The 24,383-nt window shown below is 65.2% G+C and carries 26 protein-coding genes; 6 read left to right on the top strand and 20 right to left on the bottom strand.

Annotated features, from left to right (window positions below; all coding sequences use genetic code 11):
* Positions 1–8 precede the first annotated feature (8 nt).
* Positions 9–866 (top strand): pantoate--beta-alanine ligase, encoded by an 858-nt coding sequence (gene panC, locus E5162_RS02265; protein ID WP_135943321.1) that lies wholly within the window; start codon positions 9–11, stop codon positions 864–866.
* A 4-nt stretch (positions 867–870) separates the two neighbouring features.
* On the opposite strand, the gene E5162_RS02260 is transcribed toward panC, so the two are convergent.
* From E5162_RS02260 to E5162_RS02215, 10 genes are all read right to left on the bottom strand, one after another.
* Positions 871–1,287 (bottom strand): DUF1489 family protein, encoded by a 417-nt coding sequence (locus E5162_RS02260; RefSeq protein ID WP_135943320.1) that lies wholly within the window; start codon positions 1,285–1,287, stop codon positions 871–873.
* A gap of 46 nt (positions 1,288–1,333) precedes the next feature.
* Positions 1,334–2,032 (bottom strand): hypothetical protein, encoded by a 699-nt coding sequence (locus E5162_RS02255; protein ID WP_135943319.1) that lies wholly within the window; start codon positions 2,030–2,032, stop codon positions 1,334–1,336.
* A gap of 102 nt (positions 2,033–2,134) precedes the next feature.
* A complete protein-coding gene (locus tag E5162_RS02250; protein ID WP_174234979.1) occupies positions 2,135–3,070 on the bottom strand; it encodes a cupin-like domain-containing protein in 936 nt (311 codons plus the stop codon).
* 83 nt (positions 3,071–3,153) lie between these two features.
* Positions 3,154–5,160: an acetyl/propionyl/methylcrotonyl-CoA carboxylase subunit alpha gene (locus tag E5162_RS02245; RefSeq protein ID WP_135943318.1), complete on the bottom strand. Its 2,007-nt coding sequence runs from the start codon at positions 5,158–5,160 to the stop codon at positions 3,154–3,156.
* Positions 5,157–5,960: a DUF817 domain-containing protein gene (locus tag E5162_RS02240; protein ID WP_135944118.1), complete on the bottom strand. Its 804-nt coding sequence runs from the start codon at positions 5,958–5,960 to the stop codon at positions 5,157–5,159. The genes E5162_RS02245 and E5162_RS02240 overlap by 4 nt, the downstream gene beginning before the upstream one ends.
* Before the next feature lie 77 nt (positions 5,961–6,037).
* Positions 6,038–6,835, bottom strand: coding sequence for an enoyl-CoA hydratase-related protein (locus E5162_RS02235; protein ID WP_135943317.1), 798 nt, complete (start codon positions 6,833–6,835; stop codon positions 6,038–6,040).
* 157 nt (positions 6,836–6,992) lie between these two features.
* Positions 6,993–7,373: a hypothetical protein gene (locus tag E5162_RS02230; RefSeq protein WP_135943316.1), complete on the bottom strand. Its 381-nt coding sequence runs from the start codon at positions 7,371–7,373 to the stop codon at positions 6,993–6,995.
* Positions 7,374–7,514: 141 nt separating this feature from the next.
* Positions 7,515–7,832: a hypothetical protein gene (locus E5162_RS02225; protein WP_135943315.1), complete on the bottom strand. Its 318-nt coding sequence runs from the start codon at positions 7,830–7,832 to the stop codon at positions 7,515–7,517.
* An 85-nt stretch (positions 7,833–7,917) separates the two neighbouring features.
* Positions 7,918–8,499, bottom strand: coding sequence for an NAD(P)H-dependent oxidoreductase (locus E5162_RS02220; RefSeq protein WP_135943314.1), 582 nt, complete (start codon positions 8,497–8,499; stop codon positions 7,918–7,920).
* Between the two features lie 92 nt (positions 8,500–8,591).
* Positions 8,592–10,199 carry a carboxyl transferase domain-containing protein gene (locus E5162_RS02215; RefSeq protein ID WP_135943313.1) on the bottom strand — a complete coding sequence of 536 codons (1,608 nt, stop codon included), beginning with the start codon at positions 10,197–10,199 and terminating at the stop codon, positions 8,592–8,594.
* Positions 10,200–10,341: 142 nt separating this feature from the next.
* Here E5162_RS02215 and E5162_RS02210 point away from each other — a divergent pair, with 142 nt between their 5' ends.
* From E5162_RS02210 to E5162_RS02195, 4 genes are all read left to right on the top strand, one after another.
* A complete protein-coding gene (locus E5162_RS02210; protein WP_135943312.1) occupies positions 10,342–11,163 on the top strand; it encodes a DUF5694 domain-containing protein in 822 nt (273 codons plus the stop codon).
* Positions 11,164–11,240: 77 nt separating this feature from the next.
* Positions 11,241–12,080 carry an enoyl-CoA hydratase-related protein gene (locus E5162_RS02205; RefSeq protein WP_135943311.1) on the top strand — a complete coding sequence of 280 codons (840 nt, stop codon included), beginning with the start codon at positions 11,241–11,243 and terminating at the stop codon, positions 12,078–12,080.
* Positions 12,077–12,436 (top strand): GFA family protein, encoded by a 360-nt coding sequence (locus E5162_RS02200; RefSeq protein ID WP_135943310.1) that lies wholly within the window; start codon positions 12,077–12,079, stop codon positions 12,434–12,436. Before E5162_RS02205 ends, E5162_RS02200 begins: the two co-directional genes overlap by 4 nt.
* Complete coding sequence (locus tag E5162_RS02195; RefSeq protein ID WP_233342121.1) at positions 12,433–14,211, top strand: patatin-like phospholipase family protein; 1,779 nt, start codon at positions 12,433–12,435, stop codon at positions 14,209–14,211. Before E5162_RS02200 ends, E5162_RS02195 begins: the two co-directional genes overlap by 4 nt.
* Here the strand turns inward: E5162_RS02195 and E5162_RS02190 are convergent, their stop codons facing one another.
* From E5162_RS02190 to E5162_RS02160, 8 genes are all read right to left on the bottom strand, one after another.
* Positions 14,212–14,439: a DUF3126 family protein gene (locus tag E5162_RS02190; protein WP_135943309.1), complete on the bottom strand. Its 228-nt coding sequence runs from the start codon at positions 14,437–14,439 to the stop codon at positions 14,212–14,214.
* Positions 14,440–15,083: 644 nt separating this feature from the next.
* A complete protein-coding gene (locus E5162_RS02185) occupies positions 15,084–15,950 on the bottom strand; it encodes a hypothetical protein (protein WP_158291171.1) in 867 nt (288 codons plus the stop codon).
* Positions 15,911–16,084 (bottom strand): DUF6471 domain-containing protein, encoded by a 174-nt coding sequence (locus tag E5162_RS15180; RefSeq protein WP_371872204.1) that lies wholly within the window; start codon positions 16,082–16,084, stop codon positions 15,911–15,913. The genes E5162_RS02185 and E5162_RS15180 overlap by 40 nt, the downstream gene beginning before the upstream one ends.
* Positions 16,035–16,889, bottom strand: coding sequence for a serine O-acetyltransferase (gene cysE / locus E5162_RS02180; RefSeq protein ID WP_135943307.1), 855 nt, complete (start codon positions 16,887–16,889; stop codon positions 16,035–16,037). Before cysE ends, E5162_RS15180 begins: the two co-directional genes overlap by 50 nt.
* Positions 16,890–16,923: 34 nt before the next feature.
* A complete protein-coding gene (locus E5162_RS02175) occupies positions 16,924–17,514 on the bottom strand; it encodes an NUDIX domain-containing protein (protein ID WP_135943306.1) in 591 nt (196 codons plus the stop codon).
* Positions 17,515–17,554: 40 nt separating this feature from the next.
* Complete coding sequence (locus E5162_RS02170) at positions 17,555–20,656, bottom strand: efflux RND transporter permease subunit (RefSeq protein ID WP_135943305.1); 3,102 nt, start codon at positions 20,654–20,656, stop codon at positions 17,555–17,557.
* A gap of 2 nt (positions 20,657–20,658) precedes the next feature.
* Positions 20,659–21,621: an efflux RND transporter periplasmic adaptor subunit gene (locus E5162_RS02165; RefSeq protein ID WP_158291170.1), complete on the bottom strand. Its 963-nt coding sequence runs from the start codon at positions 21,619–21,621 to the stop codon at positions 20,659–20,661.
* 234 nt (positions 21,622–21,855) lie between these two features.
* Positions 21,856–22,536 (bottom strand): TetR/AcrR family transcriptional regulator, encoded by a 681-nt coding sequence (locus E5162_RS02160; protein WP_158291169.1) that lies wholly within the window; start codon positions 22,534–22,536, stop codon positions 21,856–21,858.
* 140 nt (positions 22,537–22,676) lie between these two features.
* Here E5162_RS02160 and E5162_RS02155 point away from each other — a divergent pair, with 140 nt between their 5' ends.
* Positions 22,677–23,303, top strand: coding sequence for a nitroreductase family protein (locus tag E5162_RS02155; RefSeq protein ID WP_135943302.1), 627 nt, complete (start codon positions 22,677–22,679; stop codon positions 23,301–23,303).
* Here E5162_RS02155 and E5162_RS02150 read toward each other — a convergent pair.
* Together E5162_RS02150 and E5162_RS02145 are read right to left on the bottom strand one after the other, a co-directional pair.
* A complete protein-coding gene (locus tag E5162_RS02150; protein WP_135943301.1) occupies positions 23,300–23,794 on the bottom strand; it encodes a hypothetical protein in 495 nt (164 codons plus the stop codon). The genes E5162_RS02155 and E5162_RS02150 overlap by 4 nt on opposite strands.
* A 68-nt stretch (positions 23,795–23,862) precedes the next feature.
* On the bottom strand, positions 23,863–24,372 hold the full coding sequence (locus E5162_RS02145; protein WP_135943300.1) for a curlin-associated protein: 510 nt from the start codon (positions 24,370–24,372) through the stop codon (positions 23,863–23,865).
* Between the last annotated feature and the right edge of the window lie 11 nt (positions 24,373–24,383).

The following is a 24,383-nucleotide window of genomic DNA, read 5'->3' as shown; positions in this document are numbered from 1 at the left end:
GAGCCCTCATGCTGGAATCACTGCCCATCGATGCCGTGGATACTGTTGCCGCCCTGCGCCGCCAGGTCCAGAGCTGGCGCAAGGATGGTCACAGGATCGGCTTCGTGCCCACCATGGGCGCGCTTCATGAAGGACATCTTTCCCTTGTGACCCGGGCGCTTGAAGACGCCGACCGTGTCGTGGCCAGCATTTTCGTCAACCCGGCCCAGTTCGCGCAGGGCGAGGACTTCGATACCTATCCGCGAACGCTGGAGTCCGATGCGGCCAAGCTGGCCGGAGCGGGCTGCCACTTGCTCTTCGCACCCACGGTCATGGAAATGTACCCGAATGGATTTGCCAGCTCTGTCCACGTCGAAGGACCGGCCTTCGGGCTGGAGAGCCAGTCGCGCCCGCATTTCTTCGGCGGCGTCGCAACGGTGGTCACCAAGCTTCTCAATCAGGTCCAGCCCGATCTCGCCGTATTCGGGGAGAAGGACTACCAGCAACTGCTCGTCATTCGCCGCCTGGCACGCGATCTCGACCTGCCGGTCGACATTGTCGGCGCGGAAACCTCGCGCGACAGAGACGGCCTGGCACTCTCCTCGCGCAACGCCTATCTGAGCCCGGCCGAACGCGAGCGGGCCGGTCGGCTCAACGTGATCCTCGCAGAGCTGGCTCGCGAGATCCGGTCCGGTCAGCCGCTCGAACCCGCGCAAATGGCTGCACGCGAGCGCGCCGAAGCGGTCTTCGACAGCGTCGACTATATCGAGGTGCGCGACGCAGACACTCTCGAACCGATCGTTGCGGAACGGGTCTCAGGCCCGGCCCGTGTCCTGGCGGCGGTCCGCGTCGGCAAGACCCGCCTGATCGACAACATGGCCGTCTAGCACCTCACCAGGCGCCGAGTTCCAGCAATTTGCGGCGCAGATCCTCGGGCAGGTTTTCTCCGCCTGCGGCAACCGACAGATCGCCGGGCGCATCCTCGGGCTTGAGATACCGCCACCCCTGGAAGGGCCGCTTGGGCGCCGGATTGGTCCGGATCAACTCCGGTTCCAGCACGATCCGGCATCGCTTCACTCCGGCCGAATCCGTGATCTCTTCCAGGTCCAGAACGCGCTGGCGTACCTGAACCACCCGCTTGATGACCCAGTAGATCGACCCGCCATCGAGAATTTCGTCGCGGCGCTTTGGAAACATCCGCGTGACATGGCTGGTCGGCTGGCCCTTGCCGAAGACCCGGTCGCGCCAGCGCTCGAGGTCCTCGATGGACTCCGTACCCACGGACAGTTTGATCAGATGAAGCGCCATGACTGACGCAAATAGGCCGAGTCAGCGCCCGCTTCAAAAACAGCGATCAGTCGGCCGGGGTAAACTCTGCCGAGATCAGCTCGATCCGGCTGTTCTGGCTGAAGGGCTGGAAGGCCGCCGAGCCCTCGATCTCAAACGCCAGCTCCTCCATGCGCGGGGCTTCGGCGCTGGCCTCCCGCCCGAAAGAGACGCGCATCATGAACGTTTCGATTCGCGCCGCCATGTTCGGCTTGAAGCTCTCCGGTGCGGAATACTCGATCCAGGCGATATGACCGGCCGCCTCGTCGACCGCCACCCGGCCGGTCAGGTGCTGGACAATACGCTCCGACCCGTCTCCGTCCTCTGCACTGAACAGCGATAGCGGCGTGAACGCGTAGACGAGCAAGCCGTCCTCGCGCCCCAGCTCGCTCACCTCGCCGCCGATCGACGCCCGTAGATTTTCGACATTATAGGCCCCGTCGAAGGAGGAATCCTCCTCCTCGCCGTCCGCCTCGTCGTCGCCCTGCCAGGCTTCCCACAGCTCCACCTCGGCCTCGGTCATGGCGGTCTCGGCCGGCGCGAGCAGGGTCAGCTCGGCCTGGCGCTGGTCGTCGTAGACCACGCGGAATTCGATCCGCGCCGGGCCCTCGGTCACACGGAAATGCCCGGTGGAGAGTTCGGTCTCGTCCACCTGGATGGTGAGCGCCTGCTCGAGCGGCTGGGGTAAGGCGGCGGAAAGCGCAAAGAGCGCGCTGGCGAGGAGCATCGGTGCAAATCCTTTTCGTGACTCGCCTGCGATGATACGCCCGCCAGCCCCTCAGCCGAATATTAAATTCGGTTCAGACTGCGCCCGATGGCCGCCCGGCCGTCAGACCGTCGCGCGGTCGCGGAAGCCGGTTTCGGCCGCCAGATCGACGTCGAAGGTCGTTTCGCTCTTGGGATTGGGCCGCTTGGCGCCGAACAGGCGCACGGCCAGCCTCCAGCTCTTGGACAGGGCGAATTTGGCATAGGCGCCGACACCCTGCGCGTCCGCCGATTTCGGCGTGATGCCGAAGCGGCGCAGGACGCCATTGGCGTGCAGGACCGCGTTCTTCATCATCGACTCGCGCGTCACCACCTCACATGTGATCGAGACGCTCAGCCCTCCGGTATTCTCGACCCGGTGCGGCGCATGCAGCGGCCAGGACAGAAAGTCGCCCGGTTCCAGGTCGAAGACGGCGGCATCCGCGTCCCAGGCCGGATCGAAGGGAATGTCCTCGGTCTGGTCCTTGTGCAGGATGGCTTCCAGCGATTCCTCGCTCACCCAGGGCGCATGCGGGGGATAGACGCGGAACCGCTTGTCGCCTCGCACGTGCAGGAAGACGGTCTCCGACACGTCGGAATGGTAGAAGGCCTGCGCGGTCGGCGACGAGATGATGATGCTCCCGTAGGCGCGCAGCGGCGCATAGCCTGGATTGAGGCGCTTGATCTGGTCGAACAGGGCCGTGAACAGTGGCTTGTAGGCCTTGTCGACATTCATCGCGTCGCGCAGCTGGATCCACAGCCGTCCGGCGCGCACCGCGTCCATGAGTTCCAGCCCGTTCAGACCGCCCCGCTCCCCCGCCCGCCAGCTATCGCGGTCGGTCGGGTCGTCGCCCATCGTGCAGATATCGGTCAGCTCTCGCGGATGGCGCTCGATCAGCTCGGCCAGAGCGAAATCGGTAAACTCGGGCGCCTGGTGCAGGCGATGGCGCGACGTCACGACACCATTGCGAAATTCGCTGCGCTTTTCGTCATTCCAGTCAACGAGAACAGGGGTGGTCATCAGATTACTCCGTCACAAACCGGGACGCCCGAGGGGGCTCTGGTGTGTGACGGAGCAGAAATCGTGCCGGAGACGAATCTGGTTCAGGCCGCGGCTTCCTCGTCCTCGGTCAGAGCCACGAGCACATCGCCGGCCCCGACCTGGTCGCCCGACGAGACGCGGATCTCGCCGACCACACCGTCGCGCGGTGCGGCGAGCGATTGCTCCATCTTCATGGCTTCGAGCACGCAGAGCGTTTCGCCCTTCGTCACCGACTGACCGACCTCCACGTTGATGGACAGCACCTTGCCGGGCATCGGCGCCTTCACAGCCGCCTCCCCGTCCAGGCCTTCGGCCGCCGCTTCGGCGTTGAAGGGCTTCATCAGCACGCTCTCCCCGCGCAGCGAGACCAGCAACCCGTCCTCGACCGTTTCGGCTTCGGCGACCACCTCCTCGGAGTCCACCAGGGCCGCCACATGGCCGAACTCGCGCAGCAGGCTGATGCGCGGCATGTCCAGACGCACGCTGTCATCGCCGACTTCGGCCAGGAAGCCCGCGCCATCCGGCGTCAGGCGCACCTCGATACGCTCGCCCTCGCGATCGAACGCCACGGCCAGATAGGCCGGCGCGTTGACGCGGAATCCGTCGCGCGACGCCCAGGGATCGTTGGCCGGCGGCGTCATCGGGCCGCCGTCCAGATAGGCGAGCGCGGCCATCGCATAGTGCAGCGTCGACACGCCCTCCGGCGCGAGGGCATCAAGATGGGCTTCGATGAAATGCGTGGTCACGGCGCCTGACCGGAAGCCGTCTGAATCCAGCGCCCGGCGCAGGAAACCGGCATTGGTGCGCACCGGATACACGCGGACGTCCTCGTCGATCGCATCGACCAGCCGGTTGATCGCCTCGGCCCGCGTCTCGCCATGGGCAATCAGCTTGGCGATCATCGGATCGTAGTGGATGGAGACTTCGCCGCCTTCCTCCACGCCGGAATCCACCCGCACCCCACTGCCCGGCTGCGGCAGGTCGAGCCGGTGCAGCGGGCCGGTCGATGGCAGGAAACCGGTCGCCGGGTCCTCGGCATACAGACGCGCTTCCACGGCATGACCGGACAGCGAGATCGCGTCCTGCTCGGGAACCGAACCGCCCGCAGCCACGCGCAGCTGAAGCTCGACCAGGTCGTAGCCCGTCACCTCCTCGGTCACCGGGTGTTCCACCTGGAGACGCGTATTCATTTCCATGAAGAAGAAGCCGTCTTCGGTCAGCGGGCCCGATCCGTCCACGATGAATTCGATCGTCCCGGCGCCCACATAGTCGACCGCGCGCGCTGCGCGCACCGCGGCCGAGCACATCGCAGCGCGCACGCCCGGCGTCATGCCCGGCGCAGGCGCTTCTTCCAGCACTTTCTGGTGGCGGCGCTGCAGCGAGCAATCGCGTTCGAAGAAATGAACCACGCGCCCGCGGCTGTCGCCGAAGACCTGGACCTCGATATGGCGCGGGTTTGCGATGAATTTTTCCAGCAGCACGCGCTCTTCGCCAAAGCTGGACGCCGCCTCGCGCTTGCAACTTTCCAGCGCATCCAGAAAGTTCGCGCCGTCCTCGACCTTGCGCATGCCCTTGCCGCCACCGCCGGCCACCGCCTTGATCAGCACCGGATAGCCGATTCCGTCTGCCGTCTCCTTCAGGAAGGCCGGGTCCTGGTTGTCGCCATGATAACCGGGCGTGACCGGCACTCCGGCCTCCTCCATCAGCGCCTTTGCGCGGTCCTTCAGGCCCATGGCCTCGATCGCTTCGGGGCTGGGGCCGACAAACACCACGCCGGCCTCGCGGCAGGCGCGCGCAAAGCCCGCGTTTTCCGACAGGAAGCCATAGCCGGGATGGATTGCGTCGGCGCCGGTCTGCCTGGCCGCCGCGATGATCTTGTCGCCCAGAAGATAGCTCTCGCGCGCGGCGGGCGGCCCGAGATGCACCGACTCATCGGCCATGCGCACATGGGGCGCCTGCGCATCCGCGTCGGAATAGACCGCAACGGTGGCGATGCCCATGCGCTGGGCGGTCCGCATGATACGGCAGGCGATTTCGCCGCGATTGGCGATGAGAAGTTTCTCGATCATGGCGTCTCTTCTCTGTCCGGCGGGCCCGCGCGCTGAACTGCCGCGACGAGCACGAAGCTGATGATCATGAGCAGGTACCACGATCCCAGCTTGGCAAGCGAGACCGGGGTCCACCCCTCATGCTGGCCCGGATAGGTCCAGGCCCTGGCGTAGGTGCCGAGGTTTTCGGCAAACCAGATGAAAAGTGCAACCAGAACCAGCCCGAGCAGCAAGGGCATGCAGCGGTGTGCGCGGTCGGGCCGGAACCAGATGATCGACGGCCCGTACAGGAGCGCGCTGACCGCAAACAGGCCCAGCCGCACGTCCAGCGTGTAGTGATGGGTGAAGAAGTTGATGTAGATGGCAAGCGCCAGCAGGCCTTGCGCCCACAGCGGCGGAAAACGGTCGAAGCGAAAATCGAACAGCCGCCAGACGCGCGCGAGATAGCTGCCCACGCTCGCATACATGAAGCCGGAAAACAGCGGTACGCCGGCAATCACGAGGACGGCCTGCCCCGCCTCGGGATAGATCCAGCTCCCGACCGCGACCTTGAAGATCTCCATCGCCGTGCCGACCGCGTGGAAGACGGCAATGACGCGCACCTCCGCCCAGCTTTCCAGCCGGGTCGCGATCATGACGGCCTGGATGGCGATCGCCGCGAGCGTGATGACGTCGTAGCGCGCCAGGGCTGCGTCGGCGGGATAGAAAAGGAAGCTCGCGACGAGTGCGCCCAGCATCAGCGCGCCGAACAGGCATGCCCAGCCCTGCTTGATCCCGAAGGCGAGAAATTCGAACAGCGCCAGCGTGACCGGCCCGCGCACCACCCGGTCGCGAAGAGCTTCGCGCCGGGCGTGCAGCCAGGTTTCGAGGCCGCGCAGCCTGCCGTGATGTCCGGGGTCTACTGCGCCCAACGCGGCTGGCGCTTTTCAAGGAAGGCGGACAGGCCCTCGCGGCCCTCTTCGCTGGCGCGGCGGTCGGCAATGCGCCGGGCCACGTCGTGCAGCAGCGAGTCGTCGATCTCCTGGCCCGCAACCGCGTCGACCAGCTCCTTGGCCGCATGCACCGCACCGGGGGCCGCGCCGAAGGCGAGCTGGGCGAGATGCTCCATCATGTCGTCGAGCTCATCCACGCTCTCGACGGTATACTGGGCGAGGCCGATCTTTTCCGCGAACGTGCCGTCAAAGCTCTCACCCGTAGCAAACAGGGCCTTGGCCCAGCGCGGGCCGATGGCGCGCACGACGAAGGGCGAGATGGTTGCCGGCGTCAGGCCGAGGCGCACTTCGGAAAACCGGATCTTGGCGTCCTTGACGGCGACGGCCACGTCGCAGGCGGCCATCAGCCCGGCGCCGCCCCCCATCGCAGCCCCCTGCACCAGCGCCACGGTCACCTGCGGCAGCTCATGCAGGCGGCGCAGCATATTGGCCAGGCCCAGCGCGTCTTCGACATTGTCGCTATGGGTCCAGTCGGCGGCGGCCTGCATCCATTCCAGATCCGCCCCTGCCGAAAACGTCTTGCCGGCGCCGCGCAGGAAGACGATGCGCACCTGCTCGTTCGCGCGCAGTGTCTCGAAGATATCGGACAGGCGCGCAATGATGTCGGCATTGAAGGCATTGTGCTTGTCGGGCCGGTTCAGCGTAATGATCGCCGTACCTGCCCGGGTTACGTTCAACTGAACCTCTTCGTGCACGTCGCTCATCTTGCAGGACTCCTTCTTCGGGCCGGTGACTTCGGCAGGAAGTGAGCTTTAGGATACGCGCGCGCTCGCGCCAAGCCACGATGGTCAGAGCGCAAACGAAAACCGCCGCCCCGGAACGGAGCGGCGGCTTGAATTCGGACTGATTGTCTGTACGCGCCTAGTCGCCGCGGAAGATCAAGGCCTTGATCATCGACAGGATGGTGATGGCGACCAGGTAGAAGATCGCCAGGAAGGCGACATATTGCCAGAAGCCGGTATTGGTCACTTCCGGCATCACGAAGCTTTCGCCCTCGCGCACCATCGGAAGAACCCGGTCGACGACCACGTGGACGATCGTTCCGACAATCGTGAAAATCAGGATGGCGCCGTAGGCCTGCATCACCAGCGCCATGACGAGCGCAATCACCCCGGCCTGGATGCCGAAATGAACCCAGTTGACCGAACCGTCTGCGGCCAGCGGTCCGTACATTTCAAGGCCCGTGTAGAGCCAGTTCCACACCGGTTCGATGTAGACCCAAATCTGATCGACGAATTCCATAGTGTTCCCCTCCAACACGGCTCTGAGGCCGACGATGGGGCGAACACTGCCAAACTATTAACGAAATGCCAACGTTTTTCCGGGCGTTAACCCTATTCTTTCAAGGGTCACATTCCGTGGCCGGACGGGGTGAAACCCTGTCTAGCGCTTGAATATCAGATGCTTGATCAGTCCCAGAACCGAAATTACGATCAGATAACCCAGCAAGAGGATCAGCACGCGTTCCCAAAATACCACCTCCACGATGGGCGGAAGGCGCAATTGCGCGCCATTGGCAAAGACCGGGGCGAACACGTCGACCAGGATGTGAACCACGGTTGCGCCCAGCGCAAAGACCGGAATGCTCTTCGCATTGGGCAAGAGAAGCGCGGCAACGAGCGCAATGATCAGGCCCTGCAGATGATTGACCTGGTAAAAGCCAGCCTGCAGGTAGTCGATGATATTGTTGACGATGTCCATGTGCCCCCCCGGACCCTGACGTTAACCCTGACGGCGAGGTTAACGGGCTCGATCGGGGGTGGCCAGAAGAGATTTATGGCCTGGTCTAGGCGCCCTTCCGCCCGAGCGTGGTCATCTTTTCAAGCATGCTCGCGCGGCGCTCCGCACTCCCCTCCACCATCCCGAAAACGGTGTCTCGCACCGGCTTGAAGCCGGAAATGCCCAGAATTCCCTTCTCCAGCGCCTTCAGCGAATGGCCGCCGAAGACGAGCCGGTAGGCCAGGCCGGGCATGCCCATCGTCACCACGATGCGCGCCGACTTGCCCTTCATCTTCTGGGCGGGCCACCGCCCACCGTCCTTGACGGTTTCGAGGAAGAAATTCTGCCGGCCCAATTGCTCCAGAAACGCTTTGAGCTTCGCCGGCATGGTGCCGAGCCAGAGCGGATAGATCAGCACGAGGTGATCGGCCGCGCTGACGGCCGCCTGCGCCTCGGCCACGGCTCCGGACGGTGCGGAGCTGAACTCGGCCTGGTTCTTCAGGAACTCAAGCTCGATTGCCCCGGCATCGAGCCGGCTGACCTGATGGCCCGCCTCGCGCGCGCCGGACGCGTACGCCTCGCACAGCGCCGCACAGAAATGACCTGGGTCGGGGTCAGGGTGACCGTTGATAAGCAGGATGTTGGTCATGGGTCGCGCGCCTCAAAGCCTGGCATGCCCGATTATGGCGCATGGACGGCCCGGGAAAACGCGAATTCGACCGCTCGCGACCAAAAGCCGCGCTACATCCTGAACACGCCGAACCGCGTGTCCTCGATTTCCCGGTTCAGGCAGGCCGACAGGGCGAGCGCGACGACGCTTCGTGTGTCGCGCGGGGCAATCACGCCGTCATCCCACATCCGCGCGGTCGAGTAGTAGGGCGAGCCCTCGGCCTCGTACTTCTCGCGGATCGGGGCCTTGAACGCCTCTTCCTCCTCGGCCGGCCAGTCTTCGCCGCGCGCTTCAAGATTGTCGCGCTTGACGGTGGCCAGCACGCTCGCGGCCTGCTCCCCGCCCATGACGGAGATGCGCGCATTCGGCCACATGAACAGGAAGCGCGGCCCGAAGGCGCGCCCGCACATGCCATAATTGCCCGCGCCGTAGGAGCCACCGATGATGACGGTGATCTTCGGGACCTTCGCGCACGAGACCGCGGTGACCAGCTTGGCGCCGTCCTTGGCGATGCCGCCGGACTCGTATTTGCTCCCGACCATGAAGCCGGTGATGTTCTGCAGGAAGAGCAGCGGGATCCTGCGCTGGCAGCACAGCTCGATGAAGTGCGCGCCTTTGAGCGCGCTTTCGGAGAACAGGACGCCGTTATTGGCGATGATCCCCACCGGCATGCCGTGCAGGCGGGCAAAGCCGCACACCAGTGTCTCGCCGTAGAGCTTCTTGAACTCGTCAAATTCAGAGCCGTCGACCAGGCGCGCGATGATCTCGCGCACATCGTAGGGCGTGCGCACATCGGCCGGCACGACCCCGTCAATCGTCTCGGGATCAACCCGGGGCTCGCGCGGCTCGGCGATGTCGAGCTGGGCTGACTTGGTGGTGTTCAGATTGCCCACGATGCGCCGCGCGATCTGCAGGGCGTGATCGTCGTTGGCCGCATAGTGGTCGACCACGCCGGATTCGCGTGCGTGCACGTCCGCCCCGCCCAGATCTTCCGCAGAGATGACCTCGCCCGTTGCAGCCTTCACCAGCGGCGGGCCGCCCAGAAAGATCGTGCCCTGCTTGCGCACGATGATGGTCTCGTCGCTCATCGCCGGCACATAGGCGCCGCCTGCGGTGCACGATCCCATAACCGAGGCGATCTGGGGAATGCCCTCGGCCGACAGATTGGCCTGGTTGTAGAAGATGCGGCCGAAATGCTCGCGGTCGGGAAAGACCTCGGCCTGGTGAGGCAGGTTCGCGCCGCCGGAATCGACCAGATAGACGCAGGGCAGCCTGTTCTCGCGCGCAATCTCCTGCGCCCTGAGGTGCTTCTTGACCGTCATCGGGTAATAGGTGCCGCCCTTCACGGTGGCATCGTTGCACACGATCATGACTTCGCGCCCCGCCACGCGGCCGATACCGGTGATCATGCCCGCCCCGTGCACATCGCCCTCATACATGCCGTTGGCCGCCAGCGGGGACAGCTCCAGGAAGGGCGAGCCGGGATCGAGCAGGCGCTGCACGCGCTCGCGCGGCAGCAGCTTGCCGCGAGCCAGGTGCTTTTCCCTCGCGCGCTCATGGCCGCCCTTCGCCGCCTCGCCGGTCCGCGCCTGCAGCTCCTCGACCAGCCGGGCCATCGCCTCGTGATTGGTCTTGAAGGTCTGCGAGGACGGATCGAGCTGGGTGGGAAGCTGGGTCATGACACGGCTTTCAATCTCTGGAACGGTCGGTTGGAAGCGTGATTAGCCTGCCGCGCCCCGCACGCGCAATGGTGTGCATCCGCTTGGCCGTCCGCGCGCATCATTGCTGCAGGACAGCATTTTTCTTCAGGAGGATGACCCCATGCTGACACTTCTCATCGCCGCAGGCATGCTCGCCGCCGCGCAATCCGACCCGGCGCCCGGCTCCCAGGTAACCGACTCCCTGGCCACCGACGCCGCGCCCATCGAGGTCATGGTGCTGGGCACCTATCACTTCACCGGCGGCGGGCAGGATCTGCACAATGCCGACGTGGACGACCACCTCGCCCCCGAACGCCAGCGCGAGATCGAGGCGGTGGTCGATGCGCTCGCCAGCTTTGACCCCGACAAGATCATGGTCGAGCTCACCCCCGAACACGAAGCCGGGTTCAACGAAACCTACCGCGCCTATCGCGCTGGCGAGCACACCCTCACCGTGAACGAGCGCCAGCAACTCGGCATGCGTCTGGCCGCCCGGCTCGGCCATGAGCAGCTCTATGCGGTCGACTATCAGAACGGGATGGATTTCGAGGCGATGCTGGGCGCGGCACAGGCGAACGAACAGGACCGCCTGCTCGCCGAGTTCGAGAATTTCAACGCACGCATCCCCGCGATGATGAGCCGCTTCGAGACCGGGCCCGTCAGCGAACGCCTGCGTGGGGCCAACGCGCCGGAGACCGCGCAATTGCATTCCGTCTATCTGACCCTGGCCCAGATGGGGTCTGTGGAGGACCCGATCGGCGCACACCAGATGGGCAACTGGTGGGAGCGCAACCTCGTGATCTTCTCGCGCATCGCCGCGCACAGCGAGCCGGGCGAACGGATCCTGGTGATCTACGGGTCGGGCCACACCTACCTGCTGGAGCAATTCTTCGGCGAGGCGCCGGGCTTCGATCTGGTCGATCCGCTGAGCATCCTGCCCTGACCGGTTGACGACGGCGCTTGTTGAAGCGGCTCCGGGTCGGGCATGATCGCTTGCGAACACGCACGCGAGGAGGCCTCATGCCCGACTACACCAGTTTCGCGCTCAGCGAAGACGGCCCGATTGCCCGCATCACCCTGAACCGGCCGGACAAGCGCAACACGATGATCCCCGCCTTCTGGCGCGAACTGCCCGAGGCGGTGCTCGCCCTCTCCGATGCCGGCAAGACGCGCGTTCTCATCCTGGAGGCGCAGGGTCCGGTCTTCACCGCGGGTATGGATGTCTCGGTCTTCACCGATCCCAATGCGCTGAAATCGGATACGGCCTCGATGCGCGAGGCCTTTATGACGGCCGCGCTCTCGCTGCAGGACGCCTTCACGGCGTTCGAGCGCGCGCGCTTCCCGGTCATCGCCGCCATGCAGGGGCCTTGCGTCGGGGGCGGGGTGGACATGATCGCCGCCTGCGATCTGCGCTACGCCACGACGGACGCCTGGATGCGGATCGAGGAAACCAATATCGGCATGTTCGCCGATGTCGGCACACTCCAGCGCCTCCCGGACCTCATCCCGCCTGGCATCGCGCGCGAGCTCGCCTACACGGGTGAAAACCTCACCCCCGAACGCGCCGAGCGTCTTGGTCTCCTCAACGGCGTGTTCGAGGACGAGACCGCCCTGCGCGAGGGCGTCGACGCAGTGGCCCGGACAATCGCCTCCAAGCCGCCGCTGACCATTTCCGGCACCAAGCGGTCTTTCCTCTATGCCCGCGACCACACGGTCGCCGACAGCCTGGAGCACGCCATGACGCTGCAGGCCTCGCTCTGGAACAGCGCCGACATCATGGAGGCCTTCGCCGCGCGCAGCGAAAAGCGGGCGGGCGCATTTGAAGACCTGACGCCGGTCAGAAGGCTCGGCTCAGAGTGATCGAAGGGCGTTGCCATTGCACAAGCCTGTCCTGGCGCACGCCAGCGCTTCCCGCGTGGCTGTCGGTGTGCACATGCAGCTTCTGCCGTCGTGCCGGGGTGTTGTGGGGCGAAGTCGCCGCGGACACCGCCCAGCTCCGCGACGAGGCGGGCACGGCCACCCGCTACCTTCGCGAGAACGCCACGCTGGCTTTTGTCTTCTGCTCAGCCTGCGGCAATCTCAGCCACTGGGAGAGCCTGACCGGTCCGGTTCGCCTCAAGCTGAATTTCAGGCTCGCCGATCCGGCATTGCTTGAAGGGCTGAATGTCCGCACATTCGACGGTGCTGACAGCTTCACCTATCTAGACACACCATGATGCCCCCCCTCAATCTCGGCTTCCTGCCTTTCCTGAACCGCGTCGAAAAGGCCGCGCTCAATGCGGTCGAGGCCGAGGTGGAATGGTTCTGCCTTCCGGCCGGCCAGACCCTGTTCGACGCCGGCGATCCGGCCGACGCCTTCTATCTCGTCCGCTCCGGCGCGCTGGCCGCCTTCCATACCGGCCCGGACGGGCGTCCGGAGCTGGTGGGCCATATCCGCCAGGGCGAACCGGTCGGCGAAATGGCGCTGATGGAGGACCGCCCCCACACTGCCAGCGTCTACGCCTTGCGCGATTCAGAGCTGGTGCGCCTGCCAAAGGCGACCTTCCACCGCCTCACCCGGCGCCATGCCTCGCTGATGCAGGAGCTGGCGCGCATGATGCTCTACCGTCTGCGCGGCGGGGAGTTGCGTGCGCGGACCGAGCCGAAAGTCTTCGCCCTCATCGCCACAAGCCCGACCATCGACCTTGCCGAACGCGCAAGGTCTCTGCGCGACGCGCTCGCCGCGACCGGGCGCAGCTCGGTCATCCTGGACGAGGATGCGGCCGGGTGGCCGGGAACGCGCCTCGATGCGTTCGAGGACGAGAACGATATCGTTTTCCTCTGCGCGAAGCTCTCCGAAGCAAACTGGGCGAGGCGCGCCATGGGCCGGGCCGACCGGATCTGGGTGCTGGCGCGCGCCGACGCGCACCCGTCCGTGCCTCTCATGCCGGACGATGCCAGTCCGGCCGCCAAGCTGAAGCTGATCGACGTGGTCATGCTCCACCATGGCGGCGACAGGCCCGGGGCCGGGGCGCGCGCATGGATCGAGGCTGCCGACGCGGCGCGCTGCTTCCACCTGCGCCAGGGGCCCAATGAACGTGAAGACTATGCCCGGCTGGCCCGGATCATTGCCGGCCGCTCGATCGGGCTCGTGCTGTCAGGGGGAGGCAGCCGGGCCTACGCCCATGTCGGCGCGATCCGCGCTTTTCGCGATGCGGGCATCCATTTCGACGTCACCGGCGGCGCGTCCATGGGCGGGATCATCGCCGCCGGCATCGCCATGGGCTGGAGCCAGGACGAGATGGAGGACCGGATCTACCGCGCCTTCGTCCAGACCAGCCCGCTCAATGACTGGGTCCTGCCGGTCGTGGCGCTGACCAAGGGACGCAAGGTCGACCGGCGCCTCGACGAACATTTCGGCGACGCCCTGATCGAAGATCTGGTCCGGCCCTTCTTCTGTGTCTCGTCCAATCTGAAAGACGGATCGACCCATCTTCACCGCACCGGCCGGCTCAGCCAGGCGCTGCGCGCCTCCATTTCGGTGCCGGGCCTGCTCCCGCCGGTCACCGATGGCGAGAACGTGCTGGTCGACGGCGCGGTCTTTTCCAATTTTCCGGTCGACCAGCTGCGCGCGCTTCATCGCGGCGTCAATGTCGGCAGCGACGTCACGCGCAATATCGGCCTGGACCCGCAGGACTTCATCAACCCGCCGGGCTTCTTCAGGTGGATGATGCGCCATGGCCTGTCCGATCCTCCGCCCATCGCCTCGCTGCTGATGCGCGCGGCAACGGTCGGCGTGATGGAGCAACACGCGCAGACCCATTCGGAGGTGGACCTTCTGGTCCTGCCCGAACTCGATATCGAATTGAGGGAATGGCGCCGCTTCGACGAAGCGGTGGAGGCCGGCTACACCGCCGCGACCCGATTGCTGCGCGACACCGACAGCACCGTTCTCGACCGGCTCAAAGGCAAGGCGGGGCAGACCGTGCCGGTCCGCCCCGGCGAGACCTGATCAGAGATCGGCCAGATCGATGTCCAGAACGATGATCTCGAAGGCGTAGGAGGTCTCGCCCTCTTCCACGTTCTTCGACACCACGCCCAGACACTCGGCGCCCTTGTAGATTTCGGCGCATTCGTCGGGACGCTGGCGCAGCTGGACGCGCAGCTCCGGGTTCAGCTTGCCCTGAAGGAAGGTTTCGACCTTGGCGGCTTCGTCGCGATTGAAAACGGGAGCGTTCACGGGGCTATTTCGCCTCTCTTGGCTGGATCGGGTTGGGGAAGAATAAGGCGCGCACACTAGCGCGCAAGCACATCCGATCAACCGGGCAAAACGGTAGAGGACATCGCAAGGGGCGCAGGCCGATCACCAAGGCCCAGACGTTCATCGCCGAAGAGCAGACGCTGGTGTGCTCCCCTGCTTGCGGGGAGCTGTCGCGGCCGCAGGCCGTGACTGAGGCGGCATGCGCCCGTCGATCCCGCCCCCTCCGTCCCTCGGGGACACCTCCCCCGCAAACGGGGGAGGACATCGCAGAGGTCAGCCGATGATCACCAAACCAGGACGCCGGTGTGCTCCCCTGCTTGCGGGGGAGCTGTCGCGGCCGCAGGCCGTGACTGAGGGGGCATGGCCCGACGATCCCGCCCCCTCCGTCCCTCCGGGACACCTCCCCCGTAAACGGGGGAGGACATCGCAGAGAACGCAGAATAATCGCCAAAGCACAGACGTTCATCGCCAAAGCGCAGACGCCGGTTTGCTCCCCTGCTTGCGGGGGAGCTGTCGGTGAAGCCGACTGAGGGGGCACGCGCCCTACCGGCCTTATGTAGCAAGCAAACCAAGCATGCTACGGGCCTTCGGGAAGCGGAATGATAATTAAGCTGCTCGTAGCCCTAGCTGGCTCGATTGTGCTTTTTGTAGGGGCCGAAATTTACAGACATTCCGTCTGGCCCAATAGCATCACACATGTTGTGAAAGATCGTGCGACGGGTGATGCCAAAAATGTCGTGATAGATGAGAATGCCAGCTACGTGCGCCGAACCGCCGTTCTGCACAATGGAGGCAGATTTTCTGCCAAACGTCGCGGCCATATTTATTCGCTCGACTTGGCCGGGGAAGACAACGCCTTGCTTGGTAGCGGGGCTGCTCTCTTCGGTGAGGGTAATTTTGACGGCTTCCCCAGCCTCAAAAACACGGTAGCGGCAAATAACTCTCTTAACGAAGCATGGGGTTTGGCCGTGGTTCTCAATAAGAATAACAAATTGCCCTGGCTTATCCGTGGTTGGGTGGACGATGTCGGAAAAGCGAAGGGATATGTAAGCGCGGAGCGTTTGTCGGTTGGCGAGCCGCGTTTCGTCGAGCGTTTCGCTGGTGACGCGCGACATAGCGCGCGTTTCCCGCAGCGTTTCAAAGATCAGAGCAACGCCGCCAACGCTGACGATGATCCCAATCACGCCGACCCACAAAATCGCATAAGTCCAACTCGACATATCGAGCTGGGCCTGAAGATCGCTTTCGGCGTGCTCTCGATTGTGACGGGCTTCTATCTGCTCAGCAATGCAGGACAAGCGCGCGCTATCGGCTTCGATTGCGCTGCATATGTCATTGGCGTCGGCGTAATATGCATATTGGTTGGCTGCGCCTTCCTGGGCGGCGCGATTTTCATGGTAATATCGCCATGAACTTGTGAAAGCCCAAATTGCGATGGCGCCCATAAAAACTACAAACGCAACTCCTGCGATCCAATAGCTTCGAGACATGCCAACACTAACGCCGCTGTGAACTTACCGCATGAGAGCCTATTGCGGATATTCGGCTCTGTCTCGCTTAGACCACCCCAAGTCCTACTTCCCCTCGTCCAGGGTCTGGTCCATGCGCTTGGCGGGCTCGACACAGGGGCCGCCGACCGGGCGGGCCGGAACACCGGCGACCGTGCAGCGCGCCTGGACAGGCTTCAGCACCACAGACCCGGCAGCAATACGCGCCTCGTCGCCCACGGTGATATTGCCGAGGATTTTCGCGCCCGCGCCGATCAGGACGCCATTGCCGATCTTGGGGTGACGCTCGATGCCCGCCGCGCCGGTCCCGCCCAGCGTGACCTCGTGCAGGATGGAGACATCGTCGCCGATCACGGCGGTTTCACCGATCACGACGCCGGTCGCATGGTCGATCATCAGGCCCTGGCCGATGCGGGCGGCGGGGTGGATGTCCAGCCCGAACCGCTCCGAGATCCGGCTTTGCAGATGGAAGGCGAGCGTCTCGCGTCCCTGCCCCCACAGCCAGTGGGCGATGCGGTGGCTCTGCGTGGCGTGAAAGCCCTTGAAATACAGGAAAGGCTGCAGCAGCGACCGGCAGGCCGGGTCGCGCTCGGCAATGGCCAGCATGTCGGCGGCGGCGAATTCGGCGATGGTCGGGTCCGAGCGCAGGCTTTCATGCACGACATCGTTGATGACGAGGGAGTCCAGCTGGGCATCTTCCAGCTTCGCGGCGATGCGGTGCGCCAGCGCGTCCTTGAAGCCGTCATGGCGCAGGATGGCGGCGTTGACGAAGCTCGCCAGCATCGGCTCTTCGGCTGCGGCACTGGCCGCTTCGACGCGAAGCCGCGACCAGGCGAGCCTGACCGCTTCCTTGCCGCGCGGCGCGGGCGTGCGAATTCCGTGATCCTCTGCGAGGTTGTCGACCCTGTCGTCCGCGCTCATCACCCAGTCTCCTGCTCTTTTCACGCCGGGGCGGTCATGTGAGTGCCCGCAAAACAGGTGCGGGTAAACTCTCTCTTCGGCGCATGTAGTCAGCCTTGGCCAGCATTGCGACCGTAAAGGCATCACGAATCTCGCCGGTCATCGCAAGATGCAGCGCTTCATCAAAGCTAACACGCCGGCTCTTGAGATCGGCCTCGCTGGCCTCCAGCGCCGTCTCGCCCGCGCTCAGCCCCCAGGCCAGAAAGGCGAAGGCCTGCTCGTCAGTGACCGAATTGGACAGGTCCATCTCCAGAAACAGCGACCAATGCTCAGCGCGGTATCCGGTTTCCTCGGCGAGCTCGCGCTGTGCGCTGACCAGCGGATCGTCAGTCTTCGGTCCGCCGCCCTCGGGCAATTCCCATGAATGGCTGTCCAGGGTGAACCGGTGCTGGCCGACCAGCAGCGTGGTGCCGTCCTCGAAGATCGGCAGGACGCCGATCGCGAAGTTGCGCGGGCTCATCACGCCATAGACGCCCGGCGTGCCGTCTGGCTGGATCACGTCGTATTCGGTCACCGAGATCCACGGATTCTCGTAGGCCGTCCGTTCGGAGAGGATGCCCCAGGGTCCGCGCCGTTGCCTGATCATTGCCGGTTGTCCTTTCGCCTGCCGCGCCGTTCCGGCGCAGTTAGGCCGGTGCCGGTTCGCGATGCAACCGGGCCTCCCCGGACAATCGCACCAGCAGCACAAAGGCGGACGGTGCAAAGATCAGCGCCAGTATGGCCGATCCGCCCACCCCGCCGGCCACCGCGGCTGCGAAGGGCAGCCAGAAGGCATCGCCCTCGATCAGCAGTGGCGCGAACCCGCCAATGGTGGTCAGCGTCGTGGCCAGGATATGACGGGTGGCATCCATCACGGTCTCGCGAATCGCGTCCCGGTCCCCGGCACGGGCTGCCTCGTTGGCCTTCAGCGCGGACAGGACGACGATCGTGCCGTTGATCGACAACCCGACCAGGCCCATCGACCCGACAATGGCGTTGAAGCCGAGCGGCGTGCCGAACAGCCAGACGCCGAACATGGCGAGGCCCACCGACAAGGCGCCGGTCGCAAAGACGATTCCCGCGTAGCGGAAGGAATTGAAGGCGAGCACCACCGCGCCGACCATCAGGATCAGGAGCGGAATGGCGGTCGACATCAGATTCGCCATCGCCTCGCCCTGGCTTTCCGCCTCGCCGCCGACGATCAGCCGGTAGCCCGGCGGCAGGTCTATCTCTGCGGCGTCCAGCCGCTCCATGAACTCAGCCAGAACCGGCGCGGGCAAAGTGAAGGGCAGCAGGAATCCGCGCACCGAGTTGGCGCGCTCGCCATCGACCCGGTAGATCGCGGAAATCTGGGGTTCCAGCGTGACCGGGCCCAGGCTGCCGACCGGCGTCGAGCCGAGGCCACTGCCCGGTGTCAGGCTCAGCGGTGCAGGCGCGATCCGGCCCACCGAATTTCGCCGGTCCTCCGGTGCGATCACCCGAACGGGTAATTCCTGCACGCCTTCCAGGACGCTGCCGCCGAGCGCCCCGCTGAACTCGGCACTGAGCCGGGCCGACAGATCGGACAGGCGCAGGCCGGCCAGGCTCGCCGAAGCCTCGTCGGCGTCCAGGCGCACCACCGGTTCGCCGGGCAGAAGCTGAGCCTCTGTGTAGGTCACGTCCGGCACGCTGGAGAGCACGCCGCGGATCTCGTCGGCCAGGCGGTTCAGGGTTTCCAGTTCCGGTCCCACCAGTTCCAGCTCTATCGGCGCCGGGGTGGGCGGACCCTGCTCGAACGGCAAAGCCAGGAATTGCGTATCGGGAAACGCTTCGCGTGCCTCGCTCTGAAAAGCGCTGACCACGCGGCGCGTGGTCTCCGCATCGCGCGTGCGTACGAAACCGGCCGCATAGTTCGGCCGTCCCGATTGCCCGCCCACCATGTTGTAATAGACCCGCGGCGCGCTCTCTCCCAGAACCCAGCCGACCTGCTCGACGCCGTCCTCGGCCATCAGCATGGCGGTCGCCTCGGCGGTGCGGTTCCGGGTCGCTTCCAGAGAGCTGGCCGGCGGCAGGGTCATGCGCAGCTGGAACATGTCGCGCTCGGTCTGCGGGAAGAACTGGCTCGGAAGCGTGGTGGCGGCCGCGATCCCGGCAATGGGCAGCAGGATGCCGAGCGCCAGGCCCAGCATCGGCTGGGCGGTCACCGCATCGAGCACCTTGCGGTAGCCGCGGGCCAGGATCGGCGTACGAAGACCATCGCGCCAGAAGGGCGCGCCCGCCTCCCCGGCCCGCCCGTCGTCGAACCAGGCGGCCAGCGCGAGAATGACGGTGAATGCCAGGATGAAGGAGCTCGCGACCGCGAAGATCACCGAGATGCCGATCATCGAGATGAACTCGCCGGCCACGCCCGGCATGAGCGCGATCGGGGCGAATGCAAAGATCGTCGTGAGCGTCGAAGCGAGCAGCGGGCCGAACAGACTCTTGGCCGCTTTATCCACGGCAGGCAGTCGCTCATAACCTCGGGCCCGTAACAGCCGATAGTCGTCAACGACCACAATGGCGTTGTCGATTAGCAACCCAAGTGCAACAACTAGCCCTGTCACGGACATTTGGTGTAGCGGTTCTCCGTACGTATTAATCAGGAAAAGGCAGAGCAGAACCGTCAGCGGAAGCGCCGATCCCACGATCAGCGCCGAGCGCCAGCCCATCATCAGAAACAGCACCGCGAACACGATCAGGGCCGAGAAAAACAGGTTTTGTGCCAGTCCGAACAAGCGCTTGGTGACATAGTCGGACTGGGCGAAGACGATCTCGACCTCGGCGCCCGGCGTCGCGTCGGCAAAGGCCTGCACCGCCGCCTGCGCCCGCACGTCCCAGCTGTCGACCTGAAGCTCGGGTTCCAGGTAGGCCGCCACGAGAATCGAGCGGCTCCCATCGATCCAGGCCTCTGTTTCTAAAGGGTCTTGAAGCCCGCGCTCCACCCGCGCAATGTCGCCGATACGCACCAGCCCGTCGCCCGACACCCCGCGCAACGGCACGGCCCGCACCCGGTCCAGCGTGTCGAAGCTGCCGCGGACTTCGACCGTCAGATCAAGGCCTTGGCCTTCAATTCGGCCCGCCGGCGCCTTGGCATCGGACGCGGCCAGCACGGCGGCGACATCGCGCGCGCTGACGCCCAGCGCCGCTGCGGCATCGGTATCGAGGATGACCCGGACCTCTTCCTGCGGCGCGCCAAAAATCTCTACTTCTTCAGTGCCTTGGACATTTCGGAGCCGGTCGGAAAGGTCGCGGGCCAACCGGGACAGAGCGCCATATCCGGCGCCAGCCTCCTCCGGCCAGCTCAAAGCGACGATCAGCGTGGCCGCGCCCATATACTGGCGCACGACCTCGCTCGCCTGCACGGTCTCGGGCAGGCCCGGCTCCGCCGAGGCGACCTGGTCGCGCACTTTCGTCCAGGCCTGCTCGACCCGGTCCTCGCTCAGATCCTCGCGCAAGGCGACTGAAATTATTGAGATATTTGCGCGTGAAATGGAGTCGATCTCATCGATCTCCTCCAGCTGCAGCAAGGCTTCCTCGATCGGTTCGGTGACCAGCGCCTCGACCCGGCGGGCATCGGCACCCGGGTAGACCGTCACGACCCGTCCGAAGCGCTCGACCAGCGTGGGGTCTTCCTGGCGGCCCATGGTCGCCAGCGATGCCATGCCTGCCGCCACGATCAGGAAGAGCATCAGGCCGGTCAGGCGCGGGAAGCGGTAGAAGAGCGTCGCCATCTCTAGGTGCCCTGCCCGGCAGGCACCACGCCCTGACCCGGTGTCACGCGCTGCAGGCCGGCGGACAGCACAAGCGCGCCCTCCTCCACCGCACCGCGAAGATAGACCCGATCCTCCTCTGTATGCAGGATCTCAACCGGCCGCGGTTCCAGCGTGTAAGGCCCGTCACCGCTCAGAACATAAACCGACCAGAGGCCCCGGCGCCCCTCTGCGAGCGCCGTCACGGGCGCCCAGAAGCCGCGCTCATCCAGCCCGGTTTCGAGCACCAGACGCGCCACGGCGCCGGAGGCCGGTGCGCCTTCTTCAAAGCGCAACACCGCCGTGACCGACCGGCTTTGCCGGTCAATAATGCCCGTCACGGCAATCACGCGCGCCTGATATTGCGTGCCGTCTGCCAGCACCGGATACAGCGTCCCGGTCTCAAGCCTCGCCGCTTCACCGGCCGGCAGGCCGATACGCAGCTCCCGTCCCTCTTCTTCCACCAGAGTCAGCACAGGCTGTCCGGCCGGCGCGACCGCGCCCTCGTCGAAGGCACGCGAAGTGATGACGCCGGCATAGGGCGCGTCAAGCCGGGCCAGATCGATCTGGACTTCCAGTACCTCGGCCGCCGCGTCCGCCGCATCTGCCTGCGCGCGCGCCGCCTGCGCGCTCGACTGGGCTTCATCGAGCCGCTGCCGGGAGACATGGCCCTGGTCCACGAGAGTCTGCTGGCGTTGATAGGTGGTCTGGGCCAGATCGGCGCTGGCCCGCGCGGCCCGTGCATCGGCGCGTGCCGCGGCCAGGTTCGCCTCGAGCGCACGCGTGTCGAGCCGCGCCAGGATGTCGCCGGGCGCAACCCGGTCGCCCACATCGACGCCGATTTCGGCGATCCTGCCCGGCATATCGAAACCGAGCGCGCTTTCGCGCCGCGCGGTGACCAAGCCGGAAAAGCGTGTCTGGATTGCCGTTTCGGTGGTATAAGACACCGTCAGGGTGGGAACGGGAAGCGGCGGGTTGTCCCCCCCCTCCGCCGTCCGCGTCGGCGCCGAAGCTGCGCAATGACGTCACGGCCACGACCAGCGCGACGAGGAAAAGCGCTGCAGCGAGAACGCTTAAGGCGAAATTGGACAGGCCGAACCGTCTACCGCGCATGGGGCAACCCTTCTTCCATCACGAAAGGGTTGTATCTCGCTATACGACGTTTGAAAAGTGAACAGCGTTTACTTTTCTTGTTTTTCTGCGAGACGCTGGCGCAGCTTTTCGGTGGCCAGGCCCTTCAGCAATATCTTTGCTTCGAAAGCGATCACATCGTCGAGTGTCAAATGCCCCGAACCGGGCTTGGACTGGGGGTATTCGGGAATGGTGACCGCCAGCATCGTGATGCCGTGGGACAAGGCCCAGACGGACGATGCCGCAAGCGCGCTGTCGCCGGACTCGAACCAGCCGGCATCCATGCTCTCGCGAATGCGGTCCTCGAGATGGGTGGCAGCAGCAAACGCGAAACTGTCCGCGCGCAGCTGTTCGTGCCGAATGATGCCGGAAAAGGCGAGCCGGTAGTGACTGGGCTGTTCGAGACCGGTCTGGACGTAGGCCCGAAGGCAGTCTTCAGACAGTCTGGGCCCTTCCGAGATCGTCTCGGTCACGGCGCGCAGACGTCCCAGCAGCCGCTCGAAGAATTGCTCGCGAATCTCGTCGCACAACGCGTCCTTGGACTCGAAATACTTGTAGAGCGCTGCCGGAGAGTAATCGATGCGCTCGGCGATCCGGCGCATGGAAAGGCCGGCCTCGCCTTCTTCGGCAAAGATTTCCTCTGCGGCGGCGATGATGGAATCGCGCACCTTCAGGCGGCGCCGAGCCGCCGGGCTGAGGTCGGAATCAAGATCGGTCGTATCTGCGCTCATGAAGCTCTCGATCGCGGGTAACCTGGACAGGACGAGACGCGCGGGTGCTTTGCACTTGTCCCTCGCAGGCGGTCTTCTGATATAGCGGGGCAAAGCCCAGACCGTCAAAATTGAACGGCATTCCATAAATGGAGTCGGCTATGTCCGAGACCTATACGCCCGATTTTCCCGAGGCCCCGCAAACCGTCGCGCCGGCCCATCCCAATCGCCAGACGCTCGACCTGCTCGCGCGGCGCCGCTCGACGGTTGCCAAGCTGATGGGCGGTCCCGGACCGGATCCGCAGCAGCTGAACACCCTGCTGCGGCTCGCGGCTCGCACACCCGATCACGGCAAGCTTTTTCCCTGGCGTTTCATGGTCTTCGAAGGCGATGCGCGCGAGCGTTTCGGCGAAATCCTGGAAGCGCGCCTGCGAGAGATCGAGCCGGGCGGGCCCGAGGATCGCTATACGTTCGAGCGGCAGCGATTTCTGAGGGCTCCGCTGGTCGTCGCGGTCATCTCCTCGGTAACGCCCGATCACAAGATACCCGAATGGGAGCAGATTCTCTCCGCGGGCGCCGTCTGTTTCAACATCCTCGTCAGCGCCAGCGCGATGGGGTTTGCCGCTCAATGGCTGTCGGAATGGTATGCCTATGACGAGACGGTGGCCAAGGCCATGAAGCTCGGCCCGCATGAGCGCGTGGCCGGCTTCATGTATATTGGTACGGCCACCGAAGATCCGGCCGAGCGTCCGCGCCAGCCGCCCCGGATCGAACGCTGGTCATCCTAGTGACTGGTCCGGACCCAGACGCGCGACGTCCGGCACAGCAGCCGTCCTGACGCGTCGCGCAGCTCGAGATCGGCATCGACGGGCAGTGCGCGTCCGCCTGTCTCGACGAATCCCGACGAGACCGCGATGGCGCCCGAAGGCTCGAAGCCGATACGCGCGGAGTGGTCTCGTGCCGGCAGACGGGCCGGTCCGCGGGACCATTGTACGCGGGAGAGCTGACGCGCCCGCACGCCAGAACCGTCGACATAGCCTGACTGTTCGGCGGAGAGGCTTTCTCCGTCGCGGTGCTCGACTGCGAGCGTCCAGTAACCGGCGACGCCCGGCGCGGTGTGCGCGCTCAGCGACATCATCTGTCCGGTCGTTTCCGCCTGCAGCCAGCAGGGCGACCCGGCGCCGGGGCTGTCTGGCGCCTGAAGCCGGGGCGTGCTGGCCTGCGCTGAAGCGGTGGTCAGCACCAACGCAGCAAGGGATGCGAGCTTGATCGGGTTCATGGGAATCTCCTTGAATTGATGGCAGGGCGGGCAGGCTGCCCCGGCCGGACCGGGACAGCCTCTCAGGATCAGTGACCGCCCTGGAGGACCAGGGTCACATTCCCGCTGCCGCTCTGGCGCACGTCGGAATACTGGCCTTCGCCAACCTGGATGACGCCGAGCGCGTTGTTCGATCCGCTCTGCGTGGTACGGGCCGTGTGATCGTCGCCGATCTGGGCGACACCAACGATATTGTTGGTTCCGCGCTGGGCGCTGTCGGCCCAGTTATTCCGCCCTTCCTGACCGATCACCACTTCATTGCGACGTCCGTTCTGATCGGCGAAGGCGGTGTTCGCCCGGCCGGATTGAGCGACGCCAACCGCATTGCGTGAACCGTCCTGATAGGTCCGCACATAGTGGGATCCGCCGCGCTGGGAGATCGACAGGCGCTGACGGTGCCCGTCCATGCGCGCAGCGATTTCATTGGAATAGCCCGATTGATCGATCCGCACTTGATTGCGGGCCTGCGCCTCGGCGGCGCTGGACGCACCGGCGAGCCCGACAGCAACCAGGCCGGTGGTGAGAAGAAGTTTCAGCATGTTAGATCGTG

Origin of the sequence: Marinicauda pacifica, from assembly GCF_004793635.1 — a bacterium.
GTDB lineage: Bacteria > Pseudomonadota > Alphaproteobacteria > Caulobacterales > Maricaulaceae > Marinicauda > Marinicauda pacifica.
The sequence above is the reverse complement of the archived record's forward strand: the minus strand, read 5'-3'. Positions and strand labels throughout refer to the sequence as shown.